This is a genomic window from Methylobacterium pseudosasicola (assembly GCF_900114535.1).
In the GTDB taxonomy this organism is placed as follows: domain Bacteria; phylum Pseudomonadota; class Alphaproteobacteria; order Rhizobiales; family Beijerinckiaceae; genus Methylobacterium; species Methylobacterium pseudosasicola.
In genome coordinates this window covers 77547-100583 of record NZ_FOTK01000001.1, presented here as the reverse complement: position 1 = coordinate 100583, position 23037 = coordinate 77547, and the positions used below count along the sequence as shown (strand labels likewise).

The 23037-nt window shown below is 69.2% G+C and carries 22 protein-coding genes; 10 read left to right on the top strand and 12 right to left on the bottom strand.

The window, feature by feature from the left end; genetic code table 11:
• Window positions 1-75 precede the first annotated feature (75 nt).
• A complete protein-coding gene (locus BM228_RS00520; RefSeq protein ID WP_092036171.1) occupies window positions 76-405 on the top strand; it encodes a DUF6949 family protein in 330 nt (109 codons plus the stop codon).
• A gap of 70 nt (window positions 406-475) precedes the next feature.
• On the opposite strand, the gene BM228_RS00515 is transcribed toward BM228_RS00520, so the two are convergent.
• The gene (locus BM228_RS00515) at window positions 476-910 is read right to left on the bottom strand and encodes a cupin domain-containing protein (RefSeq protein ID WP_092036169.1); all 435 of its coding nucleotides are present in this window, start codon (window positions 908-910) and stop codon (window positions 476-478) included.
• Entirely contained in the window at window positions 907-1308 is a 402-nt protein-coding gene (locus tag BM228_RS00510; protein ID WP_092036167.1) for a tautomerase family protein, read from the bottom strand. Before BM228_RS00510 ends, BM228_RS00515 begins: the two co-directional genes overlap by 4 nt.
• A gap of 106 nt (window positions 1309-1414) precedes the next feature.
• On the opposite strand from BM228_RS00510, the gene BM228_RS00505 reads away from it, so the two are divergent.
• Window positions 1415-2314, top strand: coding sequence for a LysR substrate-binding domain-containing protein (locus BM228_RS00505; protein WP_092036703.1), 900 nt, complete (start codon window positions 1415-1417; stop codon window positions 2312-2314).
• A 61-nt stretch (window positions 2315-2375) separates the two neighbouring features.
• On the opposite strand, the gene BM228_RS00500 is transcribed toward BM228_RS00505, so the two are convergent.
• Window positions 2376-3017 carry a transglutaminase-like cysteine peptidase gene (locus BM228_RS00500; RefSeq protein WP_425284881.1) on the bottom strand — a complete coding sequence of 214 codons (642 nt, stop codon included), beginning with the start codon at window positions 3015-3017 and terminating at the stop codon, window positions 2376-2378.
• Between the two features lie 363 nt (window positions 3018-3380).
• Here BM228_RS00500 and BM228_RS00495 point away from each other — a divergent pair, with 363 nt between their 5' ends.
• Window positions 3381-3659, top strand: coding sequence for a hypothetical protein (locus BM228_RS00495; protein WP_244536975.1), 279 nt, complete (start codon window positions 3381-3383; stop codon window positions 3657-3659).
• Window positions 3660-4045: 386 nt separating this feature from the next.
• Here BM228_RS00495 and BM228_RS00490 read toward each other — a convergent pair whose 3' ends face one another.
• The 8 genes from BM228_RS00490 to BM228_RS00450 all read right to left on the bottom strand — a co-directional run bounded on the left by BM228_RS00490 (window position 4046) and on the right by BM228_RS00450 (window position 12941).
• Window positions 4046-4678, bottom strand: a complete 633-nt coding sequence (locus BM228_RS00490) for a transglutaminase-like cysteine peptidase (protein WP_092036163.1) — start codon at window positions 4676-4678, stop codon at window positions 4046-4048.
• Between the two features lie 209 nt (window positions 4679-4887).
• A complete protein-coding gene (locus BM228_RS00485) occupies window positions 4888-6621 on the bottom strand; it encodes an AMP-binding protein (RefSeq protein ID WP_092036161.1) in 1734 nt (577 codons plus the stop codon).
• Window positions 6622-6674: 53 nt separating this feature from the next.
• A complete protein-coding gene (locus tag BM228_RS00480; protein WP_092036159.1) occupies window positions 6675-7112 on the bottom strand; it encodes a hypothetical protein in 438 nt (145 codons plus the stop codon).
• 15 nt (window positions 7113-7127) lie between these two features.
• A complete protein-coding gene (locus tag BM228_RS00475; RefSeq protein ID WP_092036157.1) occupies window positions 7128-7904 on the bottom strand; it encodes an enoyl-CoA hydratase in 777 nt (258 codons plus the stop codon).
• Window positions 7904-8797: a 3-hydroxyisobutyrate dehydrogenase gene (gene mmsB, locus BM228_RS00470; RefSeq protein WP_092036700.1), complete on the bottom strand. Its 894-nt coding sequence runs from the start codon at window positions 8795-8797 to the stop codon at window positions 7904-7906. Before mmsB ends, BM228_RS00475 begins: the two co-directional genes overlap by 1 nt.
• Window positions 8798-8981: 184 nt before the next feature.
• On the bottom strand, window positions 8982-10043 hold the full coding sequence (locus tag BM228_RS00465) for an enoyl-CoA hydratase/isomerase family protein (RefSeq protein ID WP_092036155.1): 1062 nt from the start codon (window positions 10041-10043) through the stop codon (window positions 8982-8984).
• Window positions 10043-11185: an isobutyryl-CoA dehydrogenase gene (locus tag BM228_RS00460; protein ID WP_092036153.1), complete on the bottom strand. Its 1143-nt coding sequence runs from the start codon at window positions 11183-11185 to the stop codon at window positions 10043-10045. Before BM228_RS00460 ends, BM228_RS00465 begins: the two co-directional genes overlap by 1 nt.
• 259 nt (window positions 11186-11444) lie before the next feature.
• The gene (locus BM228_RS00450; RefSeq protein ID WP_092036149.1) at window positions 11445-12941 is read right to left on the bottom strand and encodes a CoA-acylating methylmalonate-semialdehyde dehydrogenase; all 1497 of its coding nucleotides are present in this window, start codon (window positions 12939-12941) and stop codon (window positions 11445-11447) included.
• A 119-nt stretch (window positions 12942-13060) separates the two neighbouring features.
• Between BM228_RS00450 and BM228_RS00445 the strand changes: the two genes are divergently transcribed.
• Complete coding sequence (locus BM228_RS00445) at window positions 13061-13972, top strand: LysR family transcriptional regulator (RefSeq protein ID WP_244536974.1); 912 nt, start codon at window positions 13061-13063, stop codon at window positions 13970-13972.
• 86 nt (window positions 13973-14058) lie between these two features.
• Entirely contained in the window at window positions 14059-15222 is a 1164-nt protein-coding gene (locus tag BM228_RS00440) for an iron-containing alcohol dehydrogenase (RefSeq protein WP_092036145.1), read from the top strand.
• 264 nt (window positions 15223-15486) lie between these two features.
• Here BM228_RS00440 and BM228_RS00430 read toward each other — a convergent pair whose 3' ends face one another.
• Window positions 15487-16725: an ABC transporter substrate-binding protein gene (locus tag BM228_RS00430; RefSeq protein ID WP_092036141.1), complete on the bottom strand. Its 1239-nt coding sequence runs from the start codon at window positions 16723-16725 to the stop codon at window positions 15487-15489.
• 373 nt (window positions 16726-17098) lie between these two features.
• On the opposite strand from BM228_RS00430, the gene cpaB reads away from it, so the two are divergent.
• From cpaB to BM228_RS00405, 5 genes are all read left to right on the top strand, one after another.
• Entirely contained in the window at window positions 17099-17911 is an 813-nt protein-coding gene (gene cpaB, locus BM228_RS00425; protein ID WP_092036139.1) for a Flp pilus assembly protein CpaB, read from the top strand.
• 5 nt (window positions 17912-17916) lie between these two features.
• The gene (locus tag BM228_RS00420) at window positions 17917-19437 is read left to right on the top strand and encodes a type II and III secretion system protein family protein (protein WP_092036138.1); all 1521 of its coding nucleotides are present in this window, start codon (window positions 17917-17919) and stop codon (window positions 19435-19437) included.
• Window positions 19438-19484: 47 nt separating this feature from the next.
• Entirely contained in the window at window positions 19485-20216 is a 732-nt protein-coding gene (locus tag BM228_RS00415; RefSeq protein WP_092036698.1) for a CpaD family pilus assembly protein, read from the top strand.
• A gap of 68 nt (window positions 20217-20284) precedes the next feature.
• Window positions 20285-21529, top strand: coding sequence for a CpaE/TadZ family protein (locus tag BM228_RS00410; protein WP_092036136.1), 1245 nt, complete (start codon window positions 20285-20287; stop codon window positions 21527-21529).
• Window positions 21530-21583: 54 nt separating this feature from the next.
• Window positions 21584-23035 (top strand): TadA family conjugal transfer-associated ATPase, encoded by a 1452-nt coding sequence (locus tag BM228_RS00405; protein WP_092036135.1) that lies wholly within the window; start codon window positions 21584-21586, stop codon window positions 23033-23035.
• The last annotated feature ends 2 nt before the right edge of the window (window positions 23036-23037 follow it).

The following is a 23037-nucleotide window of genomic DNA, read 5'->3' as shown; positions in this document are numbered from 1 at the left end:
CTAACCCGCGTGATTGCTTAACAACCGGTAAATCGTGTGCCTAAACTGCCATCAGTCAGTTTAGGAGCGCGAATAATGGTCCTTACGCCAGCCGCCCTCGAATCGATCCGGACCCTGTGCATCGGCTTGGCGCTGTCGGGGCTGATCGCAAGCGCCTTCGAGCTGTTCGCCGCGCGGCGGGCGAGCTTCAGCCTGCTGGAGCGGGGCGGCCTGCCGGCGGTGGCGGCCCTGCCGATGCTGGCCTTCTCGGCCCCGTTCATCATCCTGCGCAACACCGTCCGCGGTCGGACGATCGAAGGCCGTCCGATGCCGTTCGTGATGCTCGCGACCGTGATCGCCTGCGGCTGGGGCCTGCTCTCGGGCCGGGTCGCCCTCGATCTCGCGGCGATGCTGGTCGGCGCCTAAGACCGAGGACGGTCCGGGCTGCAAGCCCTGTGAAAGCCCGAACTTGCCCGTTCGCACTCGGACGCCGTCGTCACGTCGTGACACGCTCCGGCTCGACAGGCTCCATCCAGCGGACAGCTGTTCCGCCCTGCACCGGCTGAACGCTGAGATAGCTGAAGGGGCTCGATGGGGAGGCGCCGTGCCAATGGCGCTCGTCGGGTGCGAACCAGACGCTGTCCCCGGCACGAACCTCGATCACAGCGCCGCCCTCACGCCGGACCAAGCCGATGCCGTCGAGGACGAAGAGCAATTGTCCGCGGGGATGAGCGTGCCAGTGCGGCACGACGCCCGGCGGCAGGAAGGCGCGCATCGCCGTCATCTCGCCATCCGTCAGACTCGACAGCAGGATCTGGACGCGGAAGGGATCCCTGGCGACCCCCTCAGGGCCGGCCGATATCCCCTCTCCTGCGCGCCGGACGGTCATCGTCGACGGATGGCCCGCGGTCGTGGCGAGGGGATCGCTCATCGACCGGTTTCCTCCGCCGGCGCAGCGGCCGAGATGCCTGACGCGAACGACCAGTCCTCGAAGGTGGCGTTGACCAGGGACACCATGACGTCTTCTGGCCTCACGCCGGGCGCTTGCGCGAGGTTCTCGACCAGGCGCTGGTAGAAACGGGCCTTGGTCTCTTCTGAGCGCATCCTCCCGGTCGTGATGTGAAAGAAGATGTAGTCGTCCGAGCGCGGACCGCCGCGATAGGTGCGATCGAAGATCAGCTCGCCGGGCTGATGCTGGTGGATCGCCACGAAGCGATCGTTTTCCGGAACCTCGAAAGCCGCGACGAGGGCGCGATCGAGACTATCCGATACAGCCGCGAGATAAGCCGGGGACTTGCCGGCCAGCAGGGATATCCGGGTGAAAGGCATCGGTGCGTCCTTCCGAGAGCGGTTGACGGACGCAGCATGAATGGCGATCGTAATCCTGAAAATCAGATTGTTCGGGATTTTTGATCCCGAATTTCAGGACGGTTTGATGCGCCTCACCAATCTCGACATGGATGCCCTGCGCAGTTTCGTGGTTGGCGTGGAGGCTGGCTCCTTCGCGCGTGCGGCCGACAGGCTCGGGCGCTCGACCTCGGCGGTGAGCGCACAGCTCAAGAAGCTGGAGGAGCAGTCCGCCGTAGCTTTACTGCGTAAATCGGGGCGTGGGCTGACGCTGACCGATGCGGGCGAGACGCTGCACGCCTATGCCCGCCGCCTCCTGAGCCTCAACGACGAGGCGCTCAGCGCCGTGCGTGGCGTGGACCTGGAGGGCTGGATACGGCTCGGCTTCCAAGCCGATTTCGGTGAGATGGTGTTGCCGCAAGTTCTTGGGCGCTTCGCCCGCGCACATCCCAGGGTTCGCATCGAGGGGCGCATCGCCCGCAACGACGAGTTGATGGACAAGATCGCGTCAGGCCATCTGGATCTTGCCCTGGCCTGGGACGACGGCACCGCTTCGGCGACCGAGCGGGTCGCCACCCTGCCGCTGTGCTGGCTTGGCGCATCCGAAGGCGCGCCCCTCTGGAACGCCGACCGCGGCGAGCCACTACCACTCATCACCTTGGAGGCGCCATGCGTGCTGCGCACGATCGCCTGTGAGCAATTGGACAGGCGCGGATTGGCTTGGCGGATCGCCTTTGTCAGCCCAAGCCTCGGCGGCCTGTGGGCGGCCACGGCGGCGGGCTTGGGGATCGCCTTGCGGACCCCGATCGGCCTGCCAGCCTCGATCGGCATGCTCGATGCCGTCGGGCATGGCCTTCCCGCGCTGCCGTCCCTCGGCCTTATGCTCCGCCGATCCGATCAGGGAGGCAACCCGGTGGTCGATTATCTCGCTGCCACCATTCGACAGGCCCTGCACGAGACGCTGGACGAGGCGTGGCTGACGGCCTGACGGACCGGGATCCGCAGCTCCCTCTGAGCCGGACCGGCAGGAGCCTTGGCAAGCGCGGGGCTCAAGGCTCCGCGGTCGCCACCTGCGCTGCCCCGTCCCGGCCCTCCAGAGACACCCAGGCCGTCCCGTCCTGGCCCGCGCGCTTGATGAAGCTGTAGCCGGTGCGCCGCCACGGGCGGATCGCGTCGGTCTTGTTGTCGAGGATGAAATCGCCCTGATCGGTGCGCACCGTCAGCACCGCGTGGCCGGCATTGGTCTCGTCGATCACCACGGTCATCAGCAGGGCTCGCCGCGGCAGGCCGCGCTCCGCCAGCATCCGGCGCTTGAGCAGTTGGTAATCCTCGCAATCGCCGAACCCATCATCGGGAAAGTCCCAGCGGTCGACCACGCCCCAATGCGCCTGGTCGGTGATCGGCCGGATCCGGGCGTTGACCCGGCGATTCACGCTCCGCAGCGTCCGCCACACGGCCACGGTGAGCGGGATCGCCACGGGCTGCGCGGCGTCGATGGTGCATTCCTCTGGCATCCGCCCGCAGAACTCGGTCCAGCCGGCGATCGCGCCGACGGGACCGTTGGCTTCCGGGACGGTCGCGCCCTCCGGCAGGGTCAGGCGGGCATGGGCGTGGGTGTTGGCGCCGCCTAGCATCAGGATCGTGCCGACCAGGGCGAGGCTCGCGGCCTGGCGGGCTCGGCGGAGCGGCATCGACCATCCGCGCCAGTGCGGCGCGATGAGCGCGAGAGCCGGAATTCCAACATCCGCGTGCCGCATGGATCACGCCCCATCGACCGATGATGACGGGAAGGTGACACGCGCGCGTGCAACGCACAATGGCGCAAAGGGCGTAACAAACGCGCAAGGTGCTCCACGGGTTCCGCTTTGAGGGAGTGTTGCATCCGCGCTGCTGCCGCTCGGCGCATGCGCTGGTGGAATGGCCGCCCTGCCCGCTCACGGAAAGCCTTGATTCGAACCAGCTTTGCCGGCTTGAGACAGGGGAGGCCCGCGCGTGGATTCGCGGGCGGATCAGCAACTCCGCAAGAACCCGGCCATCCCGCATGGGATCGCCCGATGCCAGAGAAGGATTTCACGATGCAGCCCGCCATCCAGCAGGTGATCAGAGCGCTCGCCGAGGATGGTCGGGCCGGTGCCATCGGCATCGCCGAGCACGCCGTGGATGCCTACCTCGCCGGCTCGCCCACCGAGGGCGACCGCACCCTGTCGCGCGATATCCTGGTCCGCGACCTTGCCAGCCTCCGGGGCATCGCCCCCCATCTCGCCGGCTTCATCGGCCGGGTCGAGACCTACGTCGCGAGCCTCGCGCAGCCGTCGCTCAGCCGCGCCGCCTGACGAGGGCTCTCGGGACCGGGCTTCGTCACGATTTTTGTGGGAGGGGGCGGGCAGCGCACTGTCCCGCCTGCCGACCACTGTCCCGCCTGCCCGACGGCACGTGGCCCCTGCAAAGGCGTTCCTGACAACAGTCCCGTCATCCCGGGGCCGCACAGCGGAACCCGGGATCCAGAACTACCGTGGCATCAGGATCTTGCGCCGTCGGCGGCTCTGGATCCCGGGCTCGCCTTCGGCACCCCGGGATGACGGGGTGAGAGCTTGTTGGCTTTGGACACCCGGGATCCGTGGTGGGAGGGTCGCTTTGCGACGCGTCTTCCGCTTCCGCAGCCCCGCCAAAGGGCGGAGCCTTCTAGAAAACCGTGGCTCGTTAGAGACCGGAAGCCGGATTAGCGGTTGGCAGTGGTGACCGGCGAGGTGACGCCGCCCAGCGACACCCAGGCCGTCGCGTCCTGGCTCTCGCGCTTGATGAACACGTAGCCGGTCTTGTGCCAGGCCTCGATCACGTTGGTCTTGTTGTCGAGGATCAGGTCGCCGCGATCGGTGATCAGGGTTAGCACCGCGTGGCCCTCGCCCTTCTCATCGATCACCACGGTCATCCGCATCGCCCGCCGGGGCAGGCCGGCCTCGGCCAGCAGATGGCGCTTGAGCAGCTGGAAATCCTCGCAATCGCCGATGCCGTCCTCGGCAAGGTCCCAGCGGTCGGGCACGTGCAGGTGGTCCATGTCGGTCATCGGCTCGACCGACTTGTTCACCCGGCGGTTGATCGAGACGATCGTCGCCCAGGTCGCCGGGGTGAGGCTGATGCGGGCCGGCTCGCTCCGGTCCACCGCGCATTCCGCCGCGTAGGACTGGCAGAACGTCACCCAGGCCGCGATCGGGCGGGCATCGCCGAGCACCTTGGCGCCGGCTTCAGCGGGCAGGCTCGCCAGGGTCTGGGCCTCGGCGGTGACCGCGAGGCCGAACAGCACCAGCGCGCCGGCGAGCGTCACCCGAACCGTCTTGAGAAGCCCCGCGCCCATCGAACCCGTCCTCGCTGCTGAGGACAGGATTGCGCCGCAGAGCCTCCGCGGCGCTGAAGCGGATCGGCGCAATTTTATCGATTCGCCCGCGGCGGCGGGCTCTAGCGCGACACCGTCGACGGGCGCCTTGAAAACCCCGGCGAATGCGTGGCTTCCGGTTCGGAAACCGGAAACCTTGAGCGGAGCTTACGGGTCCGGAGCCGTTCGGATTATCCCGCCGTCTGGTCGAGCTTGCGCTCCGTCTCGCCCTTCAGCTCGGGGAAATCGGCCTGCGTGTAGGCCCGGCCCCGATGCGGGTCCTCGGTCACGCCGTCATGCTCCAGGCGGCGCAGCTGCACCCGGCGGATCTTGCCCGAGATGGTCTTGGGCAGCTCGGTGACGAATTCGAGCCCGCGCAGTCGCTTGAAGGTCGCCAGCCGGGCGTTGGTGAAGCGGAAGATGTCCAGCGCCGTCTCCGGGCCGGCCGAGGCGCCCGCCACCAGCGAGACATAGGCCTTCGGGATCGTGTGGCGCATCGGATCGGGGATCGGCACCACCGCGGCTTCCGCCACCGCCGGATGCTCGATCAGCACGCTCTCCAGCTCGAACGGGCTGATCCGGTAGCCCGACGACTTGAACACGTCGTCGGCGCGCCCGACGAAGGTGTAGCAGCCCTGGTCGTCCACGAAGGCGACGTCGCCGGTGTGGTAGAGCGCGCCGTCCGCGCCCGACAGGTTGCCGCTGCCGTCGTCGTAGCCCTGCATCAGGCCCGCGGGGCGATGCGCGCCGAGTTCCAGGCAGACCTCGCCCTCGCTGGCCGGCTCGCCGTCGGCGTCGAGGACGCGCACGCGGTAGCCGGGCAGCGGCCGGCCGAGGGCCCCGGGCACCACCGGCTGGCCGGGGGTGTTGGCCATCAGGGCCGTGGTCTCGGTCTGGCCGTAGCCGTCGCGGATCGTGACGCCCCAAGCCTCCTTCACGCGCTCGATCACCTCGGGGTTCAGGGGCTCGCCGGCGGCGCAGATCTCGCGCAAAGCCAGCGACCGGCCGGTGAGGTCCTCTTGAATGATCATCCGCCACACGGTCGGCGGCGCACAGAGCGTGGTGGCGCGGGTCCGTTCCAATTGCGTGAGCAGTGCCGCCGCATTGAACGGCGCCTGGTTGATGACCAGGATGGTCGCGCCGGCATTCCAGGGGGCGAAGAACGACGACCAGGCGTGCTTGGCCCAGCCCGGCGAGGAGACGTTGCAATGCACGTCCCCGGGCTGGAGCCCGAGCCAGTACATGGTCGAGAGCGCTCCCACCGGATAGGAGCGGTGGCTGTGGCGCACCAGCTTCGGCTTCGCGGTCGTGCCCGAGGTGAAGTAGAGCAGTAGCGGGTCGTCGGCCGCGGTCGGCCCGTCGGGGGTGAAGGTCTCGGATGCGCCGAACGCGTCGTCGTAGGCGCTCCAGCCCTCCGTCGCCGCGCCGGTGACGATGCGGATCGCGCCGCCGGTCTCGAGACCGGAGAAGCGCCCGATCTGCTCGGGGCCGGCCACGATCGCCCGGGGTCGGCCGCGGGCCAGGCGGTCGGCGAGCTCGTCCGCGGTGAGCAGGGTGGTGGCCGGGATGACCACAGCCCCGAGCTTCATCGCCGCCAGCATGGTCTCCCACAGGGCCGGGACGTTGCCGAGCAGAAGGAGCAGGTGATCGCCGCGCTTCAGCCCGAGGCCGCGCAGGTGATTGGCGACCTGGTTGGACCGGCGCGCCATCTGCCCGAAGGTCAGGCTCTGCTCGGCGCCGCTGGCGGCCTCGACGATGTGGAGCGCGGTGCAGTCGCGGCTCTCCGGGCCGGCGAGCTCGGCGTCGAACCAGTCGAGCGCCCAGTTGAACGGCACCGGGTCCGGCCAGGCGAAGGCCGAAATCGCCGCCGCGTAATCGGTGCGATGGGCCAGCAGCAGATCGCGGGCCTCCCGGAAGCTGGGCATGGTCGTTCCCCCCGTCGTTCTTGTTCGGCCGGCAGATCCGGCCCATCCCGCCCTCAGGCGGGAATCAGGTCCTCGCCGGCCTCACCGTGCGCGAGGCGCTGCACCATGCCGGCGTGGAAATGGCGGATCTCGTCGGCGATCGCCTCCACCGCGCGGCTGTTGCGGGGAAAGTCGTCGGCGTTGAGCCCGATCAGGCCGGCGGTGTAGCCGGTCTCGTTGTTCTCGAATGGGTCGGCATAGAGCCAGGTCCACCAGTCCCGGACCGGGACCAGGCTCGCGCCGGGCTTGACCCGCAAAGCCGCCAGGAACCGGACGTGGCGGAGCAATTCCTTGCGCCAGACCGCCCGCGTCTCCGGGGCCACGTCGAAGGCCAGCAGCTTCACGAGAGACTCGTTGATGGTCTCCTCCCGCCCGCGCGCCTTCTCGGCCACGATCGCGCGCGGGAAGGCCATCTCGAAGCGGGCTTCGCTATCGCGGTCCAGGACGTCCATCGCCCATATCCCCGCTCACGTATTCTCGAACCGGGCCGGCCGCTTCTCCACGAAGGCGGCCATGCCTTCCTTCTGGTCCTTCGTGGCGAACATCGCGTGGAAGACCCGGCGCTCGAAGCGCACGCCCTCGGTCAGCGTGGTCTCGTAGGAGCGGTTGACCGCCTCCTTGGTCATCATGGCGATCGGCAGCGACATGGATGCGATGGTCTCGGCCGCCTTCAGCGCCTCGTCGAGGAGCTGATCCGCCGGGATCACGCGCGAGACCAGGCCGGCACGCTCGGCCTCGGCGGAATCCATCATCCGGCCGGTCAGGCACATCTCCATGGCCTTCGACTTGCCGACGAAGCGGGTGAGCCGCTGGCTGCCGCCGATCCCCGGCATGACGCCGAGCTTGATCTCGGGCTGGCCGAACTGCGCCGTGTCGGCCGCCAGGATGAAGTCGCACATCATGGCGAGCTCGCAGCCGCCGCCGAGCGCGTAGCCGGCCACCGCGGCGATGATCGGCGTGCGCACCCCCGTGAACCGCTCCCAATCGGCGAAACGGTCGCCGGCGTACATCTCCGCGTAGGTCGCGTGCTGCATCTCCTTGATGTCGGCCCCGGCCGCGAAGGCCTTGGCCGAGCCGGTGATGACGATGCAGCCGATGCCCGGATCGGCATCCGCCTCGGTCGTCGCCAGGATCACCTCCCGGGTGAGCTGCGCGTTGATGGCGTTGAGCGCCTTCGGGCGGTTGAGGGTGATCAGCAGGACGCGCCCGCGCGTCTCCGTCAGGATCGTCTCGTAGGCGTCCATCACGACTCACTCCCTGGACCGCGAAGCATACGGATGATCGCGGAAAAGTCCTCTCCCCCGTGGCCGAGGCCCTCGAACAGCCCGTAGATCTGCGCGGCCTCGGCGCCCAGCGGCGTCGCAGCCCCCGAGGCGAGAGCGGCGGCCTGCGCCAGCCGGAGGTCCTTGAGCATCAGGGCGGCGGCGAAACCCGGCTTGTAGCCGGCATTGGCCGGCGAGGTCGGCACCGGGCCCGGCACCGGGCAGTAGGTGGTGAGCGACCAGCACTGGCCGGAGGAGACCGAAGCGACGTCGTAGAGCGCCTGGTGCGACAGACCGAGTTTTTCGCCCAGCGCGAAGGCCTCGCTGACGCCGATCATCGAGATCCCGAGGATCATGTTGTTGCAGATCTTGGCCGCCTGCCCGGCGCCGGCCGCGCCGCAATGGAACACGTTCTTGCCCATGGCCTTCAGCAAGGGCTCGGCGCGTCCGAAGGCGGCCTCGGTGCCGCCGGCCATGAAGGTCAGCGTCCCGGCCTTGGCGCCGCCGGTCCCGCCGGAGACCGGCGCGTCGACCGACAGGCAGCCCCGCGCCTCGGCCAGCCCGTGGGCCTTGCGCGAACTCTCGACATCCACCGTCGAGGAATCGATCAGCAGGGTGCCGGCGGGCAGCGCATCAGCGAGCTGGGTCCAGACCTCGACCACGTGCCGGCCGGCGGGCAGCATGGTGACCACCACCTCCGCCCCCTCGGCCGCCTCCAGGGCCGAGCCCGCCACCGCGACGCCCGCTTCCCGGGCCGCCTCCAGGGAGGCGGGCGCCAGGTCAAACCCGCGCACGGTGTGCCCCGCCTTCACGAGGTTGGCCGCCATGGGGCCGCCCATGTTGCCGAGACCGATGAACCCGATGGTCTGTGCCATCATACCCCTCCCATTCGCTTGTTCGTGCCCGTCCCAACCATCCCCTCATCCTGAGGTGGGGCGAAGCCGCCTCGAAGGAGGGCTCCAGGGATCGCGCGCCGACTGGAGGGCTCCTTCGAGGCCCAGCGATCCTATGCGCCGGGCACCTCAGGATGAGGTGAGTGGTGGGAGAGGCGGTCTCACATCACACCGGCCCCGTGCGGCCTTGCGAAAAAACCGGCTCCGCCCGTGGCTCCAGCCAGCGGGCGATCCGGGCCGGGTCGACCGCGTCGAGGCTCGGCGGGTTCCAGCGCGGGCTCTTGTCCTTGTCGATCACCGCGGCCCGGATGCCCTCGCGGAAATCGCCCTCCTCCAGCAGCGCTAGCGAGGCGTGGAACTCGCGCTCCAGGCAGGCTTCAAGGTTGGGGGAGCGCCGGCCGAGGCGCAGCATGCAGAGCGTCAGGACCAGGCTCGACGGCGATTTCGTCAGCAGGGTCTTCCGGGTCGCCGCCGCGAAGTCGGACCCGTCCGTCTCCAGGGCGGACAGGATCTCGTCGACCATGTCGAAGGCGAAGCAGCGATCGATGGTCTCGCGATGCCGCGCCAGGGGCGGCTCCCCGGGATCGCGCGCCAGCCGTCCGATCGCGTCCCGCACGCCTGAATCGCCGGCATCCGGGGGCAGCGCCGAGAGCGCGTCGATCAGGTCCGGCAGCGCCTGCGACGGCACCATCACGTCGGCGAGCCCGCAAAAAATCGCGTCGGCGGCCCCGACCGGCTCGCCGGTTAGGCCGAGATAGGTACCGACCTGGCCGGGCGCCCGAGGCAGCAGCCAGGTGCCGCCGACATCCGGCAGGTAGCCGATGCCGGTCTCCGGCATGGCGACGCGGGAGCGCTCGGTGACGACCCGGTGAGCGGCATGCCCGGCGAGGCCGACGCCACCGCCCATGGTGATCCCGTCCATCACCGCCACGAACGGTTTTTCGTAAGCCGCGATCCGGGAATCCAGCCGGTACTCGTCCCGCCAGAAGGCTTCCGCGAAGGCGGTGCCGGAATTGTCGTACAGGCCGCGCAGGTCGCCACCGGCGCAGAGGCCACGCTCGCCCTCGCCGGTGAGCAGCACCGCGGCGAGGCCGGGATCGGCGGAGAACTGGTTCAGGGCCGCGTCGATCTCCCGGACCATGCCGTGGGTCAGGGCGTTCAGGGCCTTAGGCCGGTCGAGGCGCAGGCGCCCCAGGGCGCCGACGCGCTCGACGATCACATCGGACATCAGCGTCCCCCGGTCAGCGCGCGGGCGATGATCACCCGCATGATCTCGTTGGTGCCTTCGAGGATCTGGTGCACGCGCAGGTCGCGGACGATCTTCTCGATCCCGTACTCGGCGAGATAGCCGTAGCCGCCGTGCAGCTGCAGGGCCTGGTTGGCGACCTCGAAGGCGGCGTCGGTGACGTGGCGCTTGGCCATGGCACAGAGCTGCGTGGCGGCGGGGTCCTTGGCGTCGAGCGCAGCGGCAGCGTGGCGCAGGAAGGTGCGCGACACCTCCAGAGACGTCGCCATGTCGGCCAGCCGGAACTGCAGCGCCTGGAAGTCGGAGAGCCGGGCCCCGAAGGCGCGCCGGTCGCCCATATAGGCGAGCGTCTTGTCGAGGGCCGACTGGGCGCCCCCCAGCGCGCAGGCGGCGATGTTGAGCCGGCCGCCGTCGAGGCCGCTCATGGCGATGCGGAAGCCCTGGCCCTCCTCGCCCAGGCGGTTCACCACCGGCACCCGGCAGCCGTCGAACCGCACGGCCCGGGTCGGCTGCGCGTTCCAGCCCATCTTGCGCTCTTCCGCGCCGAAGGAGAGGCCGGGCGTTCCCTTCTCGACCACGATCGCCGAGATGCCCTTCGGCCCGGCCTCGCCGGTGCGGACCATGCAGACGTAGAGGTCGCTGACACCGGCGCCGGAGATGAACTGCTTCTCGCCGGTGAGGACGTAATGGTCGCCATCCCGCTCGGCGCGGGTGCGGAGTGCGGCCGCGTCGGAGCCCGAGCCCGGCTCGGTCAGGCAGTAGCTGGCGATCGTCTCCATGCCCATCAGGGCCGGGATCCAGCGCTGGCGCTGGTCCGCGTCGCCGTAGGCATCGATCATCCAGGCGCACATGTTGTGGATCGACAGGAACGCCGCCACGGTCGGGCAGCCGGTGCTCAGCGCCTCGAAGATCAGGGCGGCGTCGAGCCGCGACAGGCCCGAGCCGCCGACATCCTCACGCACGTAGATGCCGGCCATGCCGAGCGCCGCGGCGGCCCGCAGGGTCTCGACCGGGAAGGTCTTGTCCCGATCCCAGTCGAGGGCGTGCGGCGCGATATGCTCGGCCGCGAAGCCGAGCGCCATCTCGCGGATCGCGGTCCGATCCTCATCGAGCCCGAAACTCATGGGCGTCACTCCAATAGTTCAGAACACGGCCCCTGCCCCGTGTGCGGGGAGAGGACCACCCGGCGGGGTCCGGCACCAAGCCTCTGAACCACCACGCTCTCCCCTCCCCCTTGCGGGGAGGGGTCAGGGGTGGGGGTGGTGCCGGATGTGACTCGGCGGTGCCTTCTGCACCACCCCCACCTCCAACTCCTCCCCGCAAGGGGGAGGAGAGCGCGTCGCGCATCGGACGCGCGTCAGAGCCGCCAAGGGCGACGGCGACCTACCGCATCGTCGGGATGGAGAAATCCGCCCCGCTCTTGATGCCGCTCGGCCAGCGCTGCGTCACCGTCTTGGTCTTGGTGTAGAAGCGGATCGAGTCCGGCCCGTGCTGGTTCAGGTCGCCGAAGCCGGAGCGCTTCCAGCCGCCGAAGGTGTGGTAGGCGATCGGCACCGGGATCGGCACGTTGACGCCGACCATGCCGACATTCACCCGGGCGGTGAAGTCGCGGGCTGCGTCGCCGTCCTGGGTGAAGATCGCGACGCCGTTGCCGTATTGGTGGGTCGAGGGCAGCGCCAGGGCCTCTTCGTAGTTCTGCGCCCGCACCACCGAGAGGACGGGGCCGAAAATCTCTTCCTTGTAGATGGTCATGTCGGGGGTCACGCGGTCGAACAGCGAGCCGCCCATGTAGAAGCCGTTCTCGTAGCCCTGGAGCTTGAAGCCGCGGCCGTCGACGGCCAGATGCGCGCCCTCGGCGACGCCCTGGTCGATGTAGCCGGCGACCTTCCGGACCGCTTCCGCCGTGACCAGCGGTCCGTAATCGGCCGATGCGTCGTGGGACGGGCCGATCTTGAGGGACTCGACCCGGGGGATCAGCTTCTCCATCAGCCGGTCGGCGGTGGCCTCGCCCACTGGCACCGCCACCGAGATCGCCATGCAGCGCTCGCCGGCCGAGCCGTAGCCGGCGCCGATCAGCGCATCCACCGCCTGGCCCATATCGGCGTCCGGCATGATGATCATGTGGTTCTTGGCGCCCCCGAAGCACTGGGCGCGCTTTCCCGTCTGGGCGGAGCGCACGTAGATGTACTCGGCGATCTGCGAGGAGCCGACGAAGCCGACCGCGCGGATATCCTCGTCGTCCAGGATCGCGTCGACCGCTTCCTTGTCGCCGTTGACGACGTTGAGGATGCCCGGCGGCAGCCCGGCCTCCAGGAAGATTTCGGCGATGCGCAGCGGCACGCTCGGGTCGCGCTCGGACGGCTTCAGGATGAAGGCGTTGCCGCAGGCGATGGCCGGGGCGCATTTCCACAGCGGGATCATGGCCGGGAAGTTGAACGGCGTGATGCCGGCGACCACGCCGAGCGGCTGGCGCAGGGAATAGACGTCGATGCCGGGGCCGGCGCCCTCGGTGTACTCGCCCTTGAGCAGATGCGGGATGCCGCAGGCGAACTCCACCACCTCGACACCGCGCTGGATGTCGCCCTTGGCGTCCGGCACCGTCTTGCCGTGCTCGGAGGCGAGCAGCTCGGCCAGGGCGTCGGTCTCGCCGCGGATGAGTTCGAGGAAGCGCATCATCACCCGGGCGCGCTTCTGCGGGTTGGTGGCCGCCCAGGCCGGCTGGGCCGCCGCGGCGTTCTCCACCGCGGCGCGCATCTCGGCTTTGCTGACCAGCGCGACCTTCGCCTGGACCTCGCCGGTCGAGGGGTGGAACACGTCGGCGAATCGCCCGCTCTCGCCGCCGACAAGACGGCCGCCGATGAAGTGTCCGATCGTGCGCATGAGCGCCTCCCTGTTGTCGTTTTTCGATTTGGTTTGGCGCAGCCTAACAGGATCGCTTGAACGATAAAGCCGGATGCGCTTACAGCCGTCGTGCATCGATGCACAGCGGGTTTGCGGTCATGAGCCGGTCGGGGCGCAACTGGGACGATCTGCGCTTCTTCCTGGCGGTGGCCCGCACCGGCACCCTGAGCGCCGCCGCAGCGCGCACCGGCACCGAGCACACCACGGTCGGGCGGCGGATCCGTGCCCTGGAAGAGGGGCTCGGCGCCCGCCTGTTCCACCGCAGCAACCTCGGCTACGCGCTCACCGAGGACGGCGCCAACCTGATGACCGTGGCCGAGGCCATGGAGAGCGCGTTCCTGTCGGCGAGCGCCGCCGCGCAGGCCGGCGCGCAATCCGTCTCCGGCACGGTGCGGATCGGCGCCCCGGACGGGTTCGGCAGCGTGTTTCTGGCCTCCCGGATGCACCGGCTGACCGAGCGCCATCCGGGGCTGGAGGTCGAGATCATGGCCACTGCCCGGATCTTCAGCCTGTCGAAGCGCGAGGCCGACATCGTCATCGGCCTGTCGACCCCGCAGCAGGCCCGGGTGGTGGCGCGCCGGCTCACCGATTACCGGCTGTTCGTCTACGGGGCCGAGGCCTACCTGGCCGCCGCACCGCCGATCACGGCCGTCTCGGACCTCACGGCGCTTCCCTTCGTCGGCTATATCGAGGACATGCTGTTCGCGCGCGAGCTGAACTATCTCGGCGCCCTGGAGCCCGCCGTCTCCGCGCGGCTGCGCTCGACCAACCTGCTGGCCCAGGTCCACGCGACGCTGAACGGCGCCGGCCTGTGCATCCTGCCGGCCTTCATCGCGGCGGCCCATCCCGGTCTGGTGCCGGTCCTACCGGGCGCCGTGTCGCTGACGCGCTCGTTCCACATGCATATCCACGAGGATCACCGGAAGGCGGCCCATATCCGGGCGGTGGCGGGGTTCATCGCCGGGGAGGTCGAGGCGGCCGGCGCGCTGTTCGCCGGGCCGGCGGTGTAAGCGGCGGCGGTTTCGCGGCGGCAACCCAAGTCTTAAGATCGGGGTTTCCGCTGGCCCGGATGGGCATTGGGTGAAGGATCAAACAGATGGTCGCCTCGATCGCCCTGCCCCGGCTGATGCGCATCGGCGCCGGCGCCTCGCGGCTGCTGCCGGAGATCCTGGGCCAGCTCGGCCTGTCGCGCCCCTTCGTGGTGACCGACCCGTACCTGGTCAGCAGCGGCCGCACCGAGACGCTGCTCGAACGGCTCAACAGCGCGGGCGCCCGCGGAACAATCTTCTCCGAGACCGTGCCGGACCCGACCGTGGCGTCCGTGGAGGCGGCGCTCGCCGCGCTCCAGGCCGGCGATTTCGACTGCGTGGTCGGCTTCGGCGGCGGCAGCCCCATGGACACCGCCAAGGCGGTGGCCGTGCTGGCCCGCCACGGCGGTCACATGCGCGACTACAAGGCCCCCCGCCAGCAGGACGAGCCGGGCCTGCCGATCGTGGCGATCCCCACCACCGCCGGCACCGGCTCGGAGGCGACCCGCTTCACCATCGTCACCGACGAGACCTCGGATGAGAAGATGCTCTGCATCGGCCTGGCCTACCTGCCGGTGGCGGCGCTGGTCGATTACGAGCTGACCCTGACCAAGCCGAAGCGGCTCACCGCCGATACCGGCATCGACGCGCTGACCCACGCCATCGAGGCCTATGTCTCGCGCAAATCCAACCTGTTCTCGGATGGGCTCGCCCTCCAGGCGATGCACCTGATCGCCCCGAACCTGCGCCGGGTCTGGACCGATCCCAGCGACCGGGCAGCGCGCGAGGCGATGATGCTCGGGGCGACCCAGGCCGGCATCGCCTTCTCGAACGCGTCGGTGGCCCTGGTCCACGGCATGAGCCGGCCGATCGGCGCGCATTTCCACGTGGCGCACGGGCTCTCGAACGCGATGCTGCTGCCGGTGGTCACCGCCTTCTCGGCCCCCGCGGCGGTGGGGCGCTACGCGGCCTGCGCCCGGGCCATGGGCATCCCCGGCGTCGATGGCGACGACCGGGCCGCCGTCACAGCCCTGGTGGCGGAGCTCGAAGCCCTCAACGACGACCTCGACGTGCCCGGCCCCCGGGAATACGGGATCGACCCGGCCCGCTGGGAGGCGCTGCTCCCGACCATGGCCGCACAAGCCCTGGCGTCCGGCTCCCCGGCCAACAACCCGATCGAGCCAAGTGCGGACGAGATCCAGGCGCTGTATCGGCGGGTGTGGGCGGCCTAACCGGCGACGCCCTATCCCGGCGCAAGGCTACGGGTTCACGCGAATTTCCGTTTTTACCAAGTGCCAAGCCGCGGCCCGCGAAAGGCGCGGGTCCCCTCTCCCGTGCGGGAGAGGGACAGGGTGAGGGATGCGACATCTCCGGAAGGACCTGTCCCCTCACCCCAACCCTCTCCCGCACGGGAGAGGGAGCGCGTCGAGCTCTGCAGAAGCGATTACAGCCCAAACTCGGTTAGGCCCATAATCCTTACCGCGTGAGAGCGCTTCTTACTTCGCCGTCAGCGGGCAGCCGCTCTCGGCCGGCGAGGCGTAGGCTTCCTTGCCCGGGATGGTCGCGAGCTGCCGGTACAGGTCCCACTCGCCCTTCGATTCGGCCGGCTTCTTGACCTCGAACAGGTACATGTCGTGCACCATGCGGCCGTTCGGCTGGACGATGCCGCCATGGGCGAACACGTCGTCCACCGGGAGCGCCTTGAGCTTGGCGTTGACCGCTTCGGTCTCGTCCGTGCCCGCCGCCTTCACGGCCTTCAGGTAGGACAGGACAGCCGAGTAGGTGCCCGCCTGGATCATGTTCGGCATCCGGCCGGTGCGCTTCATGTACCGAGCCCCAAAGGCCCGGGTCTCGTCGTTGGAATCCCAGTACCAGCCCTCGGTCAGCGTCAGGCCCTGCGCCACCTTGAGGCCGAGCCCGTGCACCTCAGAGAGGGTGAACAGCAGGGCCGCGAGCTTCTGGCCGCCCTCGACGATGCCGTATTCGGCGGCCTGCTTGATCGAGTTGGAGGTGTCGAGGCCGGCATTGGCGAGCCCGATCACCTTGGCCTTCGAGCCCTGCGCCTGGAGCAGGAACGAGGAGAAGTCCTGGTTCGAGAGCGGGTGGCGGACGCTGCCCAGCACCTTGCCGTTGTTGGCGAGCACCACGCGGCTGGTATCGGCCTCCAGCGCCGAGCCGAAGGCGTAATCGGCGGTGAGGAAGAACCACGTGTCGCCCCCGGCCCGGGTCAGCGCGCCGCCGGTGCCGACCGCGAGCGCGCGGGTGTCGTAGGCCCAGTGGTAGCCGTAGGGCGTGCAGGCCTTGCCGGTGAGGTCGCTGGAGGCCGCCCCGGTGGTGATCGTGATCTTCTTCTTCTCCTTGGACAGGCCCTGGACCGCCAAAGCCACGGAGGAGGTGGTGAGCTCCATGATCGCGTCGACGCCGTCGCGGTCGTACCATTGCCGGGCGATGGCGGAGGCGATGTCGGGCTTGTTCTGGTGGTCGGCGGACAGGATCTCGATCGGCACCCCGTCGATCTTGCCGCCCATATCCTCCACCGCCATCCGAGCGGCCTCGATGGAACCCTGGCCTCCGAACTCGGCATAGAGGCCGGACTGGTCGTTGAGCACGCCGAGGCGCACGGCGTTGCCGGAGAAGGCGCCGGACCCGGCACCTTGGGCCGCGGCCGCGCCCGAGCCCAGGACCGTACCCGCCAGGGCGGTGGCCAGCACCGCACCGCCAAATCGTCTGATCATGTCACTCCCCGACCTATTGAGCCCGGATGATCCGGGCACCCGATTCTGACGCGGGTTCGGGAGCAGAATATTGCAGGCGCGGAAGCAGCGCCACGGCCAGGATTGAGCCGAAATTGAGAAATCGCGCCGGTTGTGACGGGCGGGCGAAACCTGTTCCCGATCGTTTTGCGATCCGGAACAGATCTCTGTCCTCGAAGGGAGGCGCGCGCTGACGCCAAACCGCAATGCACTGCGGCAGCGCGCGCTCAACCGCCCCGTTTCCGGACCGTATCCATCCGGCGCAGTTATAATACCTTAACCATAATTACACGAATGGCCGCGCAGGGTCTGGGGATGGACGGCAATTCGGCCGTCTCCGGCGCGTGGCGATGCGATGAATCCAGCCCGTCTCGCCGTCCTCGGCATCGCTCTCGCAGCGGGCAGCGGGGCGGCGTTCCTGATGAGCGGCGGCGACCCGCCTCCGCCTCCCCCGCCCCCGAAGGCCGAGCTGCCGCCGCCTCCCATGACGGAGGTGCTGGTGGCCGCCGCCGACATGCCGATGGGCCAAGTCTTGCGGGCCGCGGACCTGCGCTGGCAGCCCTGGCCGGACGGCGCCATGACGGCGGGCTATATCAGCCGCAAGGACAACGCGAAGGCGCTGGACGAGACGGTCGGCGCCTCCGTGCGCTCGGGCTTCCTCGCGGGCGAGCCGATCCGGGCGCAGAAGCTGGTCCGGCCCGAGAGCGGCTTCATGGCCGCGATCCTGCCCTCCGGGATGCGCGCGGTCGCCATCGTCACCGATAGTCGCGGCACCAACTCGGCCGGCGGCTTCATCCTGCCGAACGACCGCGTCGACGTGATCCGCACGTTTCGTGATGACGCCAATTCGCGGGCCAATAACAGCGAGGTGCAGCTCTCCCAGACCATCCTGACCGACATCCGCGTCCTCGCGATCGGTCAGCTGATCCAGGAGAAGAACGGCACCAACGTCGTCACCGGCGAGACCGCGACGCTCGCCGTCACCCCCGCCCAGGCGGAGACCCTGACCCTCGCCCAGAAGGTCGGCTCCCTGTCGCTGTCGCTGCGCAGCCTCGCGGATGCGGGGCGACCGGTCGAGGGCCAGCCGATCGATGCCGCGATGGCGCAGACGCCCGAACCCGGATTGACCGTCGTGCGCTTCGGCGTCGCGCGGCAGCAGACGCCGTGATCCCCATGCTTGCTCTGCAGACTTTCATTCGCCCGGCGCGCGCGCTGGCGCTGCTCGCCCTGGTGCAGGCCGGGCCGCTCCTGGCGCAGGAGCGCCCGACCCTCGGCCCTGCCCCGGTGCTCACGGTGGGCTCGGCGGAGGCCGCCTCGTCCCGTCGGGTCGAATTGACCGCCGGCCGTTCGGTGATCGTCGACCTGCCCCGGGACGCCAAGGAGGTGTTCGTCGCCAACCCGGCGGTGGCCAACGCCGTCGTCCGCTCGACCCGGAAGGTGTTCGTGATCGGCATGGCCGACGGAGCCACCTCGATCTTCATCATGGATGCCGAGGGCCGCCAGATCGCCGCCCTCGACGTGACCGTGGCCCGGGACCTCAACCTCGGGACGCTGCGCGAATTGCTCGGCCAGAGCATCCCGGGCGGCCGCTTCGACGTGCGCTCGTCGGGCGCCTCGGTGCTGCTCTCGGGCTCGGTGAATTCGTCCTCGGATGCCCAGCAGGCGATCGACATCGCCAACGCCTTCGTCGGCCTGGGCGGCGGCGCGGCCGCCACCAGCGCGCCGAGCGGCGGCGTCGCGGCCGGCGCGCGGGGCGCGGTGATCAACAACCTCACGATCCGCAACAAGGATCAGGTGATGCTCCGTGTCACCGTGGTCGAGGTGTCCCGCAACGTGCTGAAGCAGTTCGGGATCAACATGACCGGCAACTGGTCGGCGCTGAATCCGCTCGGCTCGGCGACTTCGCCAGCACTGAGCAACGCACTACCGTTCCCGATCAATGGCAATATCGCCGGCAGCAATCAGATCGCATTGTCTGCCCAAGGCGCCGGCTTCTCGTTGCAGGCAACGCTGAAGGCCTTCGAGCAGGCCGGTGTTTCGCGCGTGCTTGCCGAGCCGACGCTGACGGCGATCTCCGGTGAAGCAGCCAAGTTCCTGGCTGGTGGTGAGTTCCCAGTCCCATCAGCCGCATCCAGTTGTGTGGGCGGAATTTGTTCTGCGCCTGGAATTACCTTCAAACCGTACGGCGTCGCTCTAAGTTTTACGCCAGTCGTCCTGGCCGACAACCGGATTTCTATTCGTGTCGCCACCGATGTGACAGAAATTGATCCGCAAACGAGCTTCAATTATACGAACGACGGCGTAACGACGGCTATTCCCGGAACGCGCGTGCGTAAGTCGGAGACCACCGTCGAGTTACCCTCGGGCGGCGTGATGATGACCGCTGGCCTCATCCAGCAGGTCAACCGTCAGGCGATCACCGGCCTGCCCGGCCTGGTCAACCTGCCGATCCTCGGCGCTCTGTTCCGGTCACGGGACTACCAGCGCATGGAGACCGAGCTGATGATCATGTGCACCCCCTACATCGCCCGGGCGATGGAGCCCAAGCAGGTCACCCGGCCGGACGACAACTTCGTCGACGCCACCGACGGGCAAGCGGTGCTGCTTGGGCAGATCAACCAGCTCTACGGCAAGGTCGGCGCCGCCCCGCTCGGGCGGACCTATCGCGGCCGCGTCGGCTTCATCGTCGAATAGCGCCCAGGATCGGATCCATGACCCTCGGACCCATGACCCTCGGATCCATGACCCGACGTCGCCTGCCCGCCTCGTCCCGACTCGCGGCCGCCTGCGCCCTCGGCCTGCTGGCCGCCGGCTGCAAGAGCGAACCCGCCACCACCGGGGGGATCGACCTGTCGGATTACCGTGCGCGGCACCCGATCGTGCTGGCCGACCGCACCCGAAGCCTCGACGTGTTCGCCACCGGCCCGGGCCATCTCGACCCGCGCCAGGCCGCCGACATCGACGCCTTCATGCTGGAATACCGCCGCTACGGCCGCGGCGGCATCCTGATGGAGGTGCCCCAAGGCCTGCCGCCGGCCCAGGCCGACGCCGTCGCCCGCACGGCCTCGGCCCTGCTCCGGCGCGGCACCGAGGACGGCGTCGGCGCCCGCGAGATCGCCCAATCGCCCTACCCGGTCGCAGCGCCGGGCCTCGCCGCGCCGATCCGGCTGAGCTTCCAGCGCATGCAGGCCAAGGTCGCCGACCAGTGCGGGCTCTGGCCCCAGGACCTCGGCACCTCGAACTTCGCCTCCGACTACAGCAACCGTCCGGGCTGGAATCTCGGCTGCGCCACCCAGGCGACCGTGGCCGCCCAGGTGGCCGATCCGATCGACCTGGTGCGCGGCCGGCCCGAGGGCCGGATCGACACGGTCAAGCGCGTCCGAGACATCGGCCAGTTGCGGGACGGCAAGGATCCGTCAACCACATGGCGGCAAGATGGGACGAACGCCGTCAAGTCCCAGGTCAGCAACTAGGACGGACGGTGCAACCTCCCCCGCCGTCACCGAAGCCGCGACTCGACCACGAACCCGAAAGTGCCGTCATGGCGGACCTGTCCGAGACATCCGAGCGTACGATCGCCCCGGTGCCCCGGATCACGATCCAGGCTTTCTGCGAGACCGGCGAGACCGCCGCGATGATCGAGGGCGCGTCCCTCGATCGGCGCATGCAGAAGGCGCAGGTCAAGGTCCGGATGGGTGGCGGCGCCGCGGCGATCGAGGCCTACCGCCACGCGCCAACCCCCAACGTCATCGTCATCGAGACGCAGGGCGTGCGCTCGAAGCCGGTGGAATGCCTGGATGCCCTGGCCGAGGTCTGCGACGAGGGCACCCGCGTCCTGGTGATCGGCCACGTCAACGACGTGACCCTGTACCGCCAGCTGATCCAGCGCGGCGTGTCCGACTATCTCATGGCGCCGGTGGAGCCGCTGGCCCTGATCGCGGCGATCTCCGACCTGTTCACGGCGCCGGGCGTCAAGCCGGTGGGCCGCACCGTGGCGGTCTACGGGGTCAAGGGCGGCATCGGCGCCTCGACGGTGGCGCATAACTTCGCCTGGTCGATCGCCCGGAACCAGGGCGTCCAGACGGTGATCGCCGATCTCGACATCGCCTTCGGCACCGCCTCGCTCAACTTCAACCAGGATCCGCCCCAGGGCATCGCCGAGGCGGTGTTCGCCCCCGAGCGCCTGGATTCGGCCTTGGTCGAGCGGCTGCTGTCGAAGTGCAGCGACAATCTCAGCCTGCTCTCGGCGCCGGCGAGCCTCGACCGGACCATCGACCTGTCGGAGCCCGCCTTCGATGCCCTGATCGAGCACCTGCGGGCGAGCGTGCCCTGCGTGGTCCTCGACATCCCGCACCAGTGGAGTGCGTGGTCGAAGCGCGTGCTCACCGCGGCCGACGAGATCCTGATCGTCGCCGGTCCCGACCTCGCCTGCCTGCGCAACGCCAAGAACCTGCTCGGGGCGCTCAAGCACGGCCGCCCGAACGACCAGCCGCCCCGGATCCTGCTCAACGGCGTCGGCATGGCCAAACGGCCGGAGATCGGCGCCGCCGAGTTCGCCAAGGCCCTGGACGCGCCGATCGCCGCCACGATCCCGTTCGAGCCGACCCTGTTCGGCACGGCCGCCAACAACGGCCAGATGATCGCCGAGATCCAGGCCGGCTCGAAGGTGGCGGAGCTGTTCAACGACCTCGCCGCGGTCACCCTCGGGCGGCCAGAGACCCGGCGCAGCCGGTCGAGCCTGCTGGAGCCGCTGCTCGCCAAGCTCGCCGGCCGCAAGGCTTCGTGATGCGCAAGATCTTCGCCGGGACGATGCCTGACGCGAGCGCCATGGATCTGACCCATGTTCGGTAGGCGACAATCCGGAGGAGCCGCCCCGACGGCGCCCGCACCGGTCCCGCAGATGCGGGCCGCGGCACCGGCCGCCCCGGTGCTGCGCGACGCCGCCCCGGCGCCCAAGCCGGCGCCACCGCCCCCGGCCGCCCCGGTGGTGGTCGAGAACCTGCGCTCCGAGGATTATTACCGCACCAAGAGCCTGATCTTCGGCGCCCTGATCGAGGCGATCGACCTCACGCAGCTCTCGCGCCTCGACGCCGAGACCGCCCGGGAGGAGATCCGCGACATCGTCACGGAGATCATCGGGCTCAAGAACATCGTCCTGTCGATCGCCGAGCAGGAGGAGCTGCTCGACGACATCTGCAACGACGTGCTCGGCTACGGCCCGCTGGAGCCGCTGCTCGCCCGCGACGACATCGCCGACATCATGGTCAACGGCGCCAACCGGACCTTCATCGAGGTCAGCGGTAAGATCCAGCTGACCAATGTCCGGTTCCGCGACAACCAGCAGCTGATGAACATCTGCCAGCGCATCGTCAGCCAAGTCGGGCGGCGCGTGGACGACGCCTCGCCGATCTGTGACGCGCGCCTGCCGGACGGCTCCCGCGTCAACGTCATCGCGCCGCCGCTGGCGATCGACGGGCCGGCGCTCACGATCCGCAAGTTCAAGAAGGACAAGCTCACCCTGGAGCAGCTGGTGCGCTTCGGGGCGATCTCCCCGGAGGGCGCCGAGGTCCTGAAGATCATCGGCCAGTCGCGCTGCAACGTCGTCATCTCGGGCGGCACCGGCTCGGGCAAGACCACGCTGCTGAACTGCCTGACCGCCTTCATCGAGCACGACGAGCGGGTCATCACCTGCGAGGACGCGGCCGAGCTGCAACTCCAGCAGCCGCACGTGGTGCGCCTGGAGACGCGGCCCCCGAACATGGAGGGCCAGGGCCAGGTCACCATGCGCGACCTCGTCAAGAATTGCCTGCGCATGCGGCCCGAGCGGATCATCGTCGGCGAGGTCCGCGGACCCGAGGCGTTCGACCTGCTCCAGGCCATGAACACCGGCCACGACGGATCGATGGGCACGCTCCACGCCAACAGCCCGCGCGAATGCCTGTCGCGCATCGAGTCGATGATCTCGATGGGCGGCTTCACGCTGCCGTCCAAGACCCTGCGCGAGATGATCTGCGGCTCGATCGACGTGGTGATCCAGGCCATGCGCCTGCGCGACGGCTCCCGGCGTATCACCCACATCACCGAGGTGCTGGGCATGGAGGGCGACGTGATCACCACGCAGGACGTGTTCCTCTACGACATCGTCGGCGAGGACGCGAACGGCAAGCTGATCGGGCGTCACCGGTCGACCGGCATCGGCCGGCCGAAATTCTGGGAGCGCGCCCGCTATTACGGCCTGGATCGCCGGCTCGGCGAGGCTCTCGACGCCGCCGAAGTCGTCGACGGGGCGTGACC

What these genes read in the sequence shown, in the direction of transcription:
- BM228_RS00495 (WP_244536975.1), top strand. Translation starts at nt 3,381, where the DNA reads ATGCCAGAGAAGGATTTCACGATGCAGCCCGCCATCCAGCAGGTGATC.
- BM228_RS00405 (WP_092036135.1), top strand. Translation starts at nt 21,584, where the DNA reads ATGTTCGGTAGGCGACAATCCGGAGGAGCCGCCCCGACGGCGCCCGCA.
- BM228_RS00515 (WP_092036169.1), bottom strand. Translation starts at nt 910, where the DNA reads ATGAGCGATCCCCTCGCCACGACCGCGGGCCATCCGTCGACGATGACC.
- BM228_RS00440 (WP_092036145.1), top strand. Translation starts at nt 14,059, where the DNA reads ATGGTCGCCTCGATCGCCCTGCCCCGGCTGATGCGCATCGGCGCCGGC.
- BM228_RS00415 (WP_092036698.1), top strand. Translation starts at nt 19,485, where the DNA reads ATGACCCGACGTCGCCTGCCCGCCTCGTCCCGACTCGCGGCCGCCTGC.
- mmsB (WP_092036700.1), bottom strand. Translation starts at nt 8,797, where the DNA reads ATGGCACAGACCATCGGGTTCATCGGTCTCGGCAACATGGGCGGCCCC.
- BM228_RS00460 (WP_092036153.1), bottom strand. Translation starts at nt 11,185, where the DNA reads ATGAGTTTCGGGCTCGATGAGGATCGGACCGCGATCCGCGAGATGGCG.
- BM228_RS00465 (WP_092036155.1), bottom strand. Translation starts at nt 10,043, where the DNA reads ATGTCCGATGTGATCGTCGAGCGCGTCGGCGCCCTGGGGCGCCTGCGC.
- BM228_RS00500 (WP_425284881.1), bottom strand. Translation starts at nt 3,017, where the DNA reads ATGCCGCTCCGCCGAGCCCGCCAGGCCGCGAGCCTCGCCCTGGTCGGC.
- cpaB (WP_092036139.1), top strand. Translation starts at nt 17,099, where the DNA reads ATGAATCCAGCCCGTCTCGCCGTCCTCGGCATCGCTCTCGCAGCGGGC.
- BM228_RS00490 (WP_092036163.1), bottom strand. Translation starts at nt 4,678, where the DNA reads ATGGGCGCGGGGCTTCTCAAGACGGTTCGGGTGACGCTCGCCGGCGCG.
- BM228_RS00475 (WP_092036157.1), bottom strand. Translation starts at nt 7,904, where the DNA reads ATGGACGCCTACGAGACGATCCTGACGGAGACGCGCGGGCGCGTCCTG.
- BM228_RS00445 (WP_244536974.1), top strand. Translation starts at nt 13,061, where the DNA reads ATGAGCCGGTCGGGGCGCAACTGGGACGATCTGCGCTTCTTCCTGGCG.
- BM228_RS00430 (WP_092036141.1), bottom strand. Translation starts at nt 16,725, where the DNA reads ATGATCAGACGATTTGGCGGTGCGGTGCTGGCCACCGCCCTGGCGGGT.
- BM228_RS00480 (WP_092036159.1), bottom strand. Translation starts at nt 7,112, where the DNA reads ATGGACGTCCTGGACCGCGATAGCGAAGCCCGCTTCGAGATGGCCTTC.
- BM228_RS00420 (WP_092036138.1), top strand. Translation starts at nt 17,917, where the DNA reads ATGCTTGCTCTGCAGACTTTCATTCGCCCGGCGCGCGCGCTGGCGCTG.
- BM228_RS00450 (WP_092036149.1), bottom strand. Translation starts at nt 12,941, where the DNA reads ATGCGCACGATCGGACACTTCATCGGCGGCCGTCTTGTCGGCGGCGAG.
- BM228_RS00485 (WP_092036161.1), bottom strand. Translation starts at nt 6,621, where the DNA reads ATGCCCAGCTTCCGGGAGGCCCGCGATCTGCTGCTGGCCCATCGCACC.
- BM228_RS00520 (WP_092036171.1), top strand. Translation starts at nt 76, where the DNA reads ATGGTCCTTACGCCAGCCGCCCTCGAATCGATCCGGACCCTGTGCATC.
- BM228_RS00505 (WP_092036703.1), top strand. Translation starts at nt 1,415, where the DNA reads ATGCGCCTCACCAATCTCGACATGGATGCCCTGCGCAGTTTCGTGGTT.
- BM228_RS00510 (WP_092036167.1), bottom strand. Translation starts at nt 1,308, where the DNA reads ATGCCTTTCACCCGGATATCCCTGCTGGCCGGCAAGTCCCCGGCTTAT.
- BM228_RS00410 (WP_092036136.1), top strand. Translation starts at nt 20,285, where the DNA reads ATGGCGGACCTGTCCGAGACATCCGAGCGTACGATCGCCCCGGTGCCC.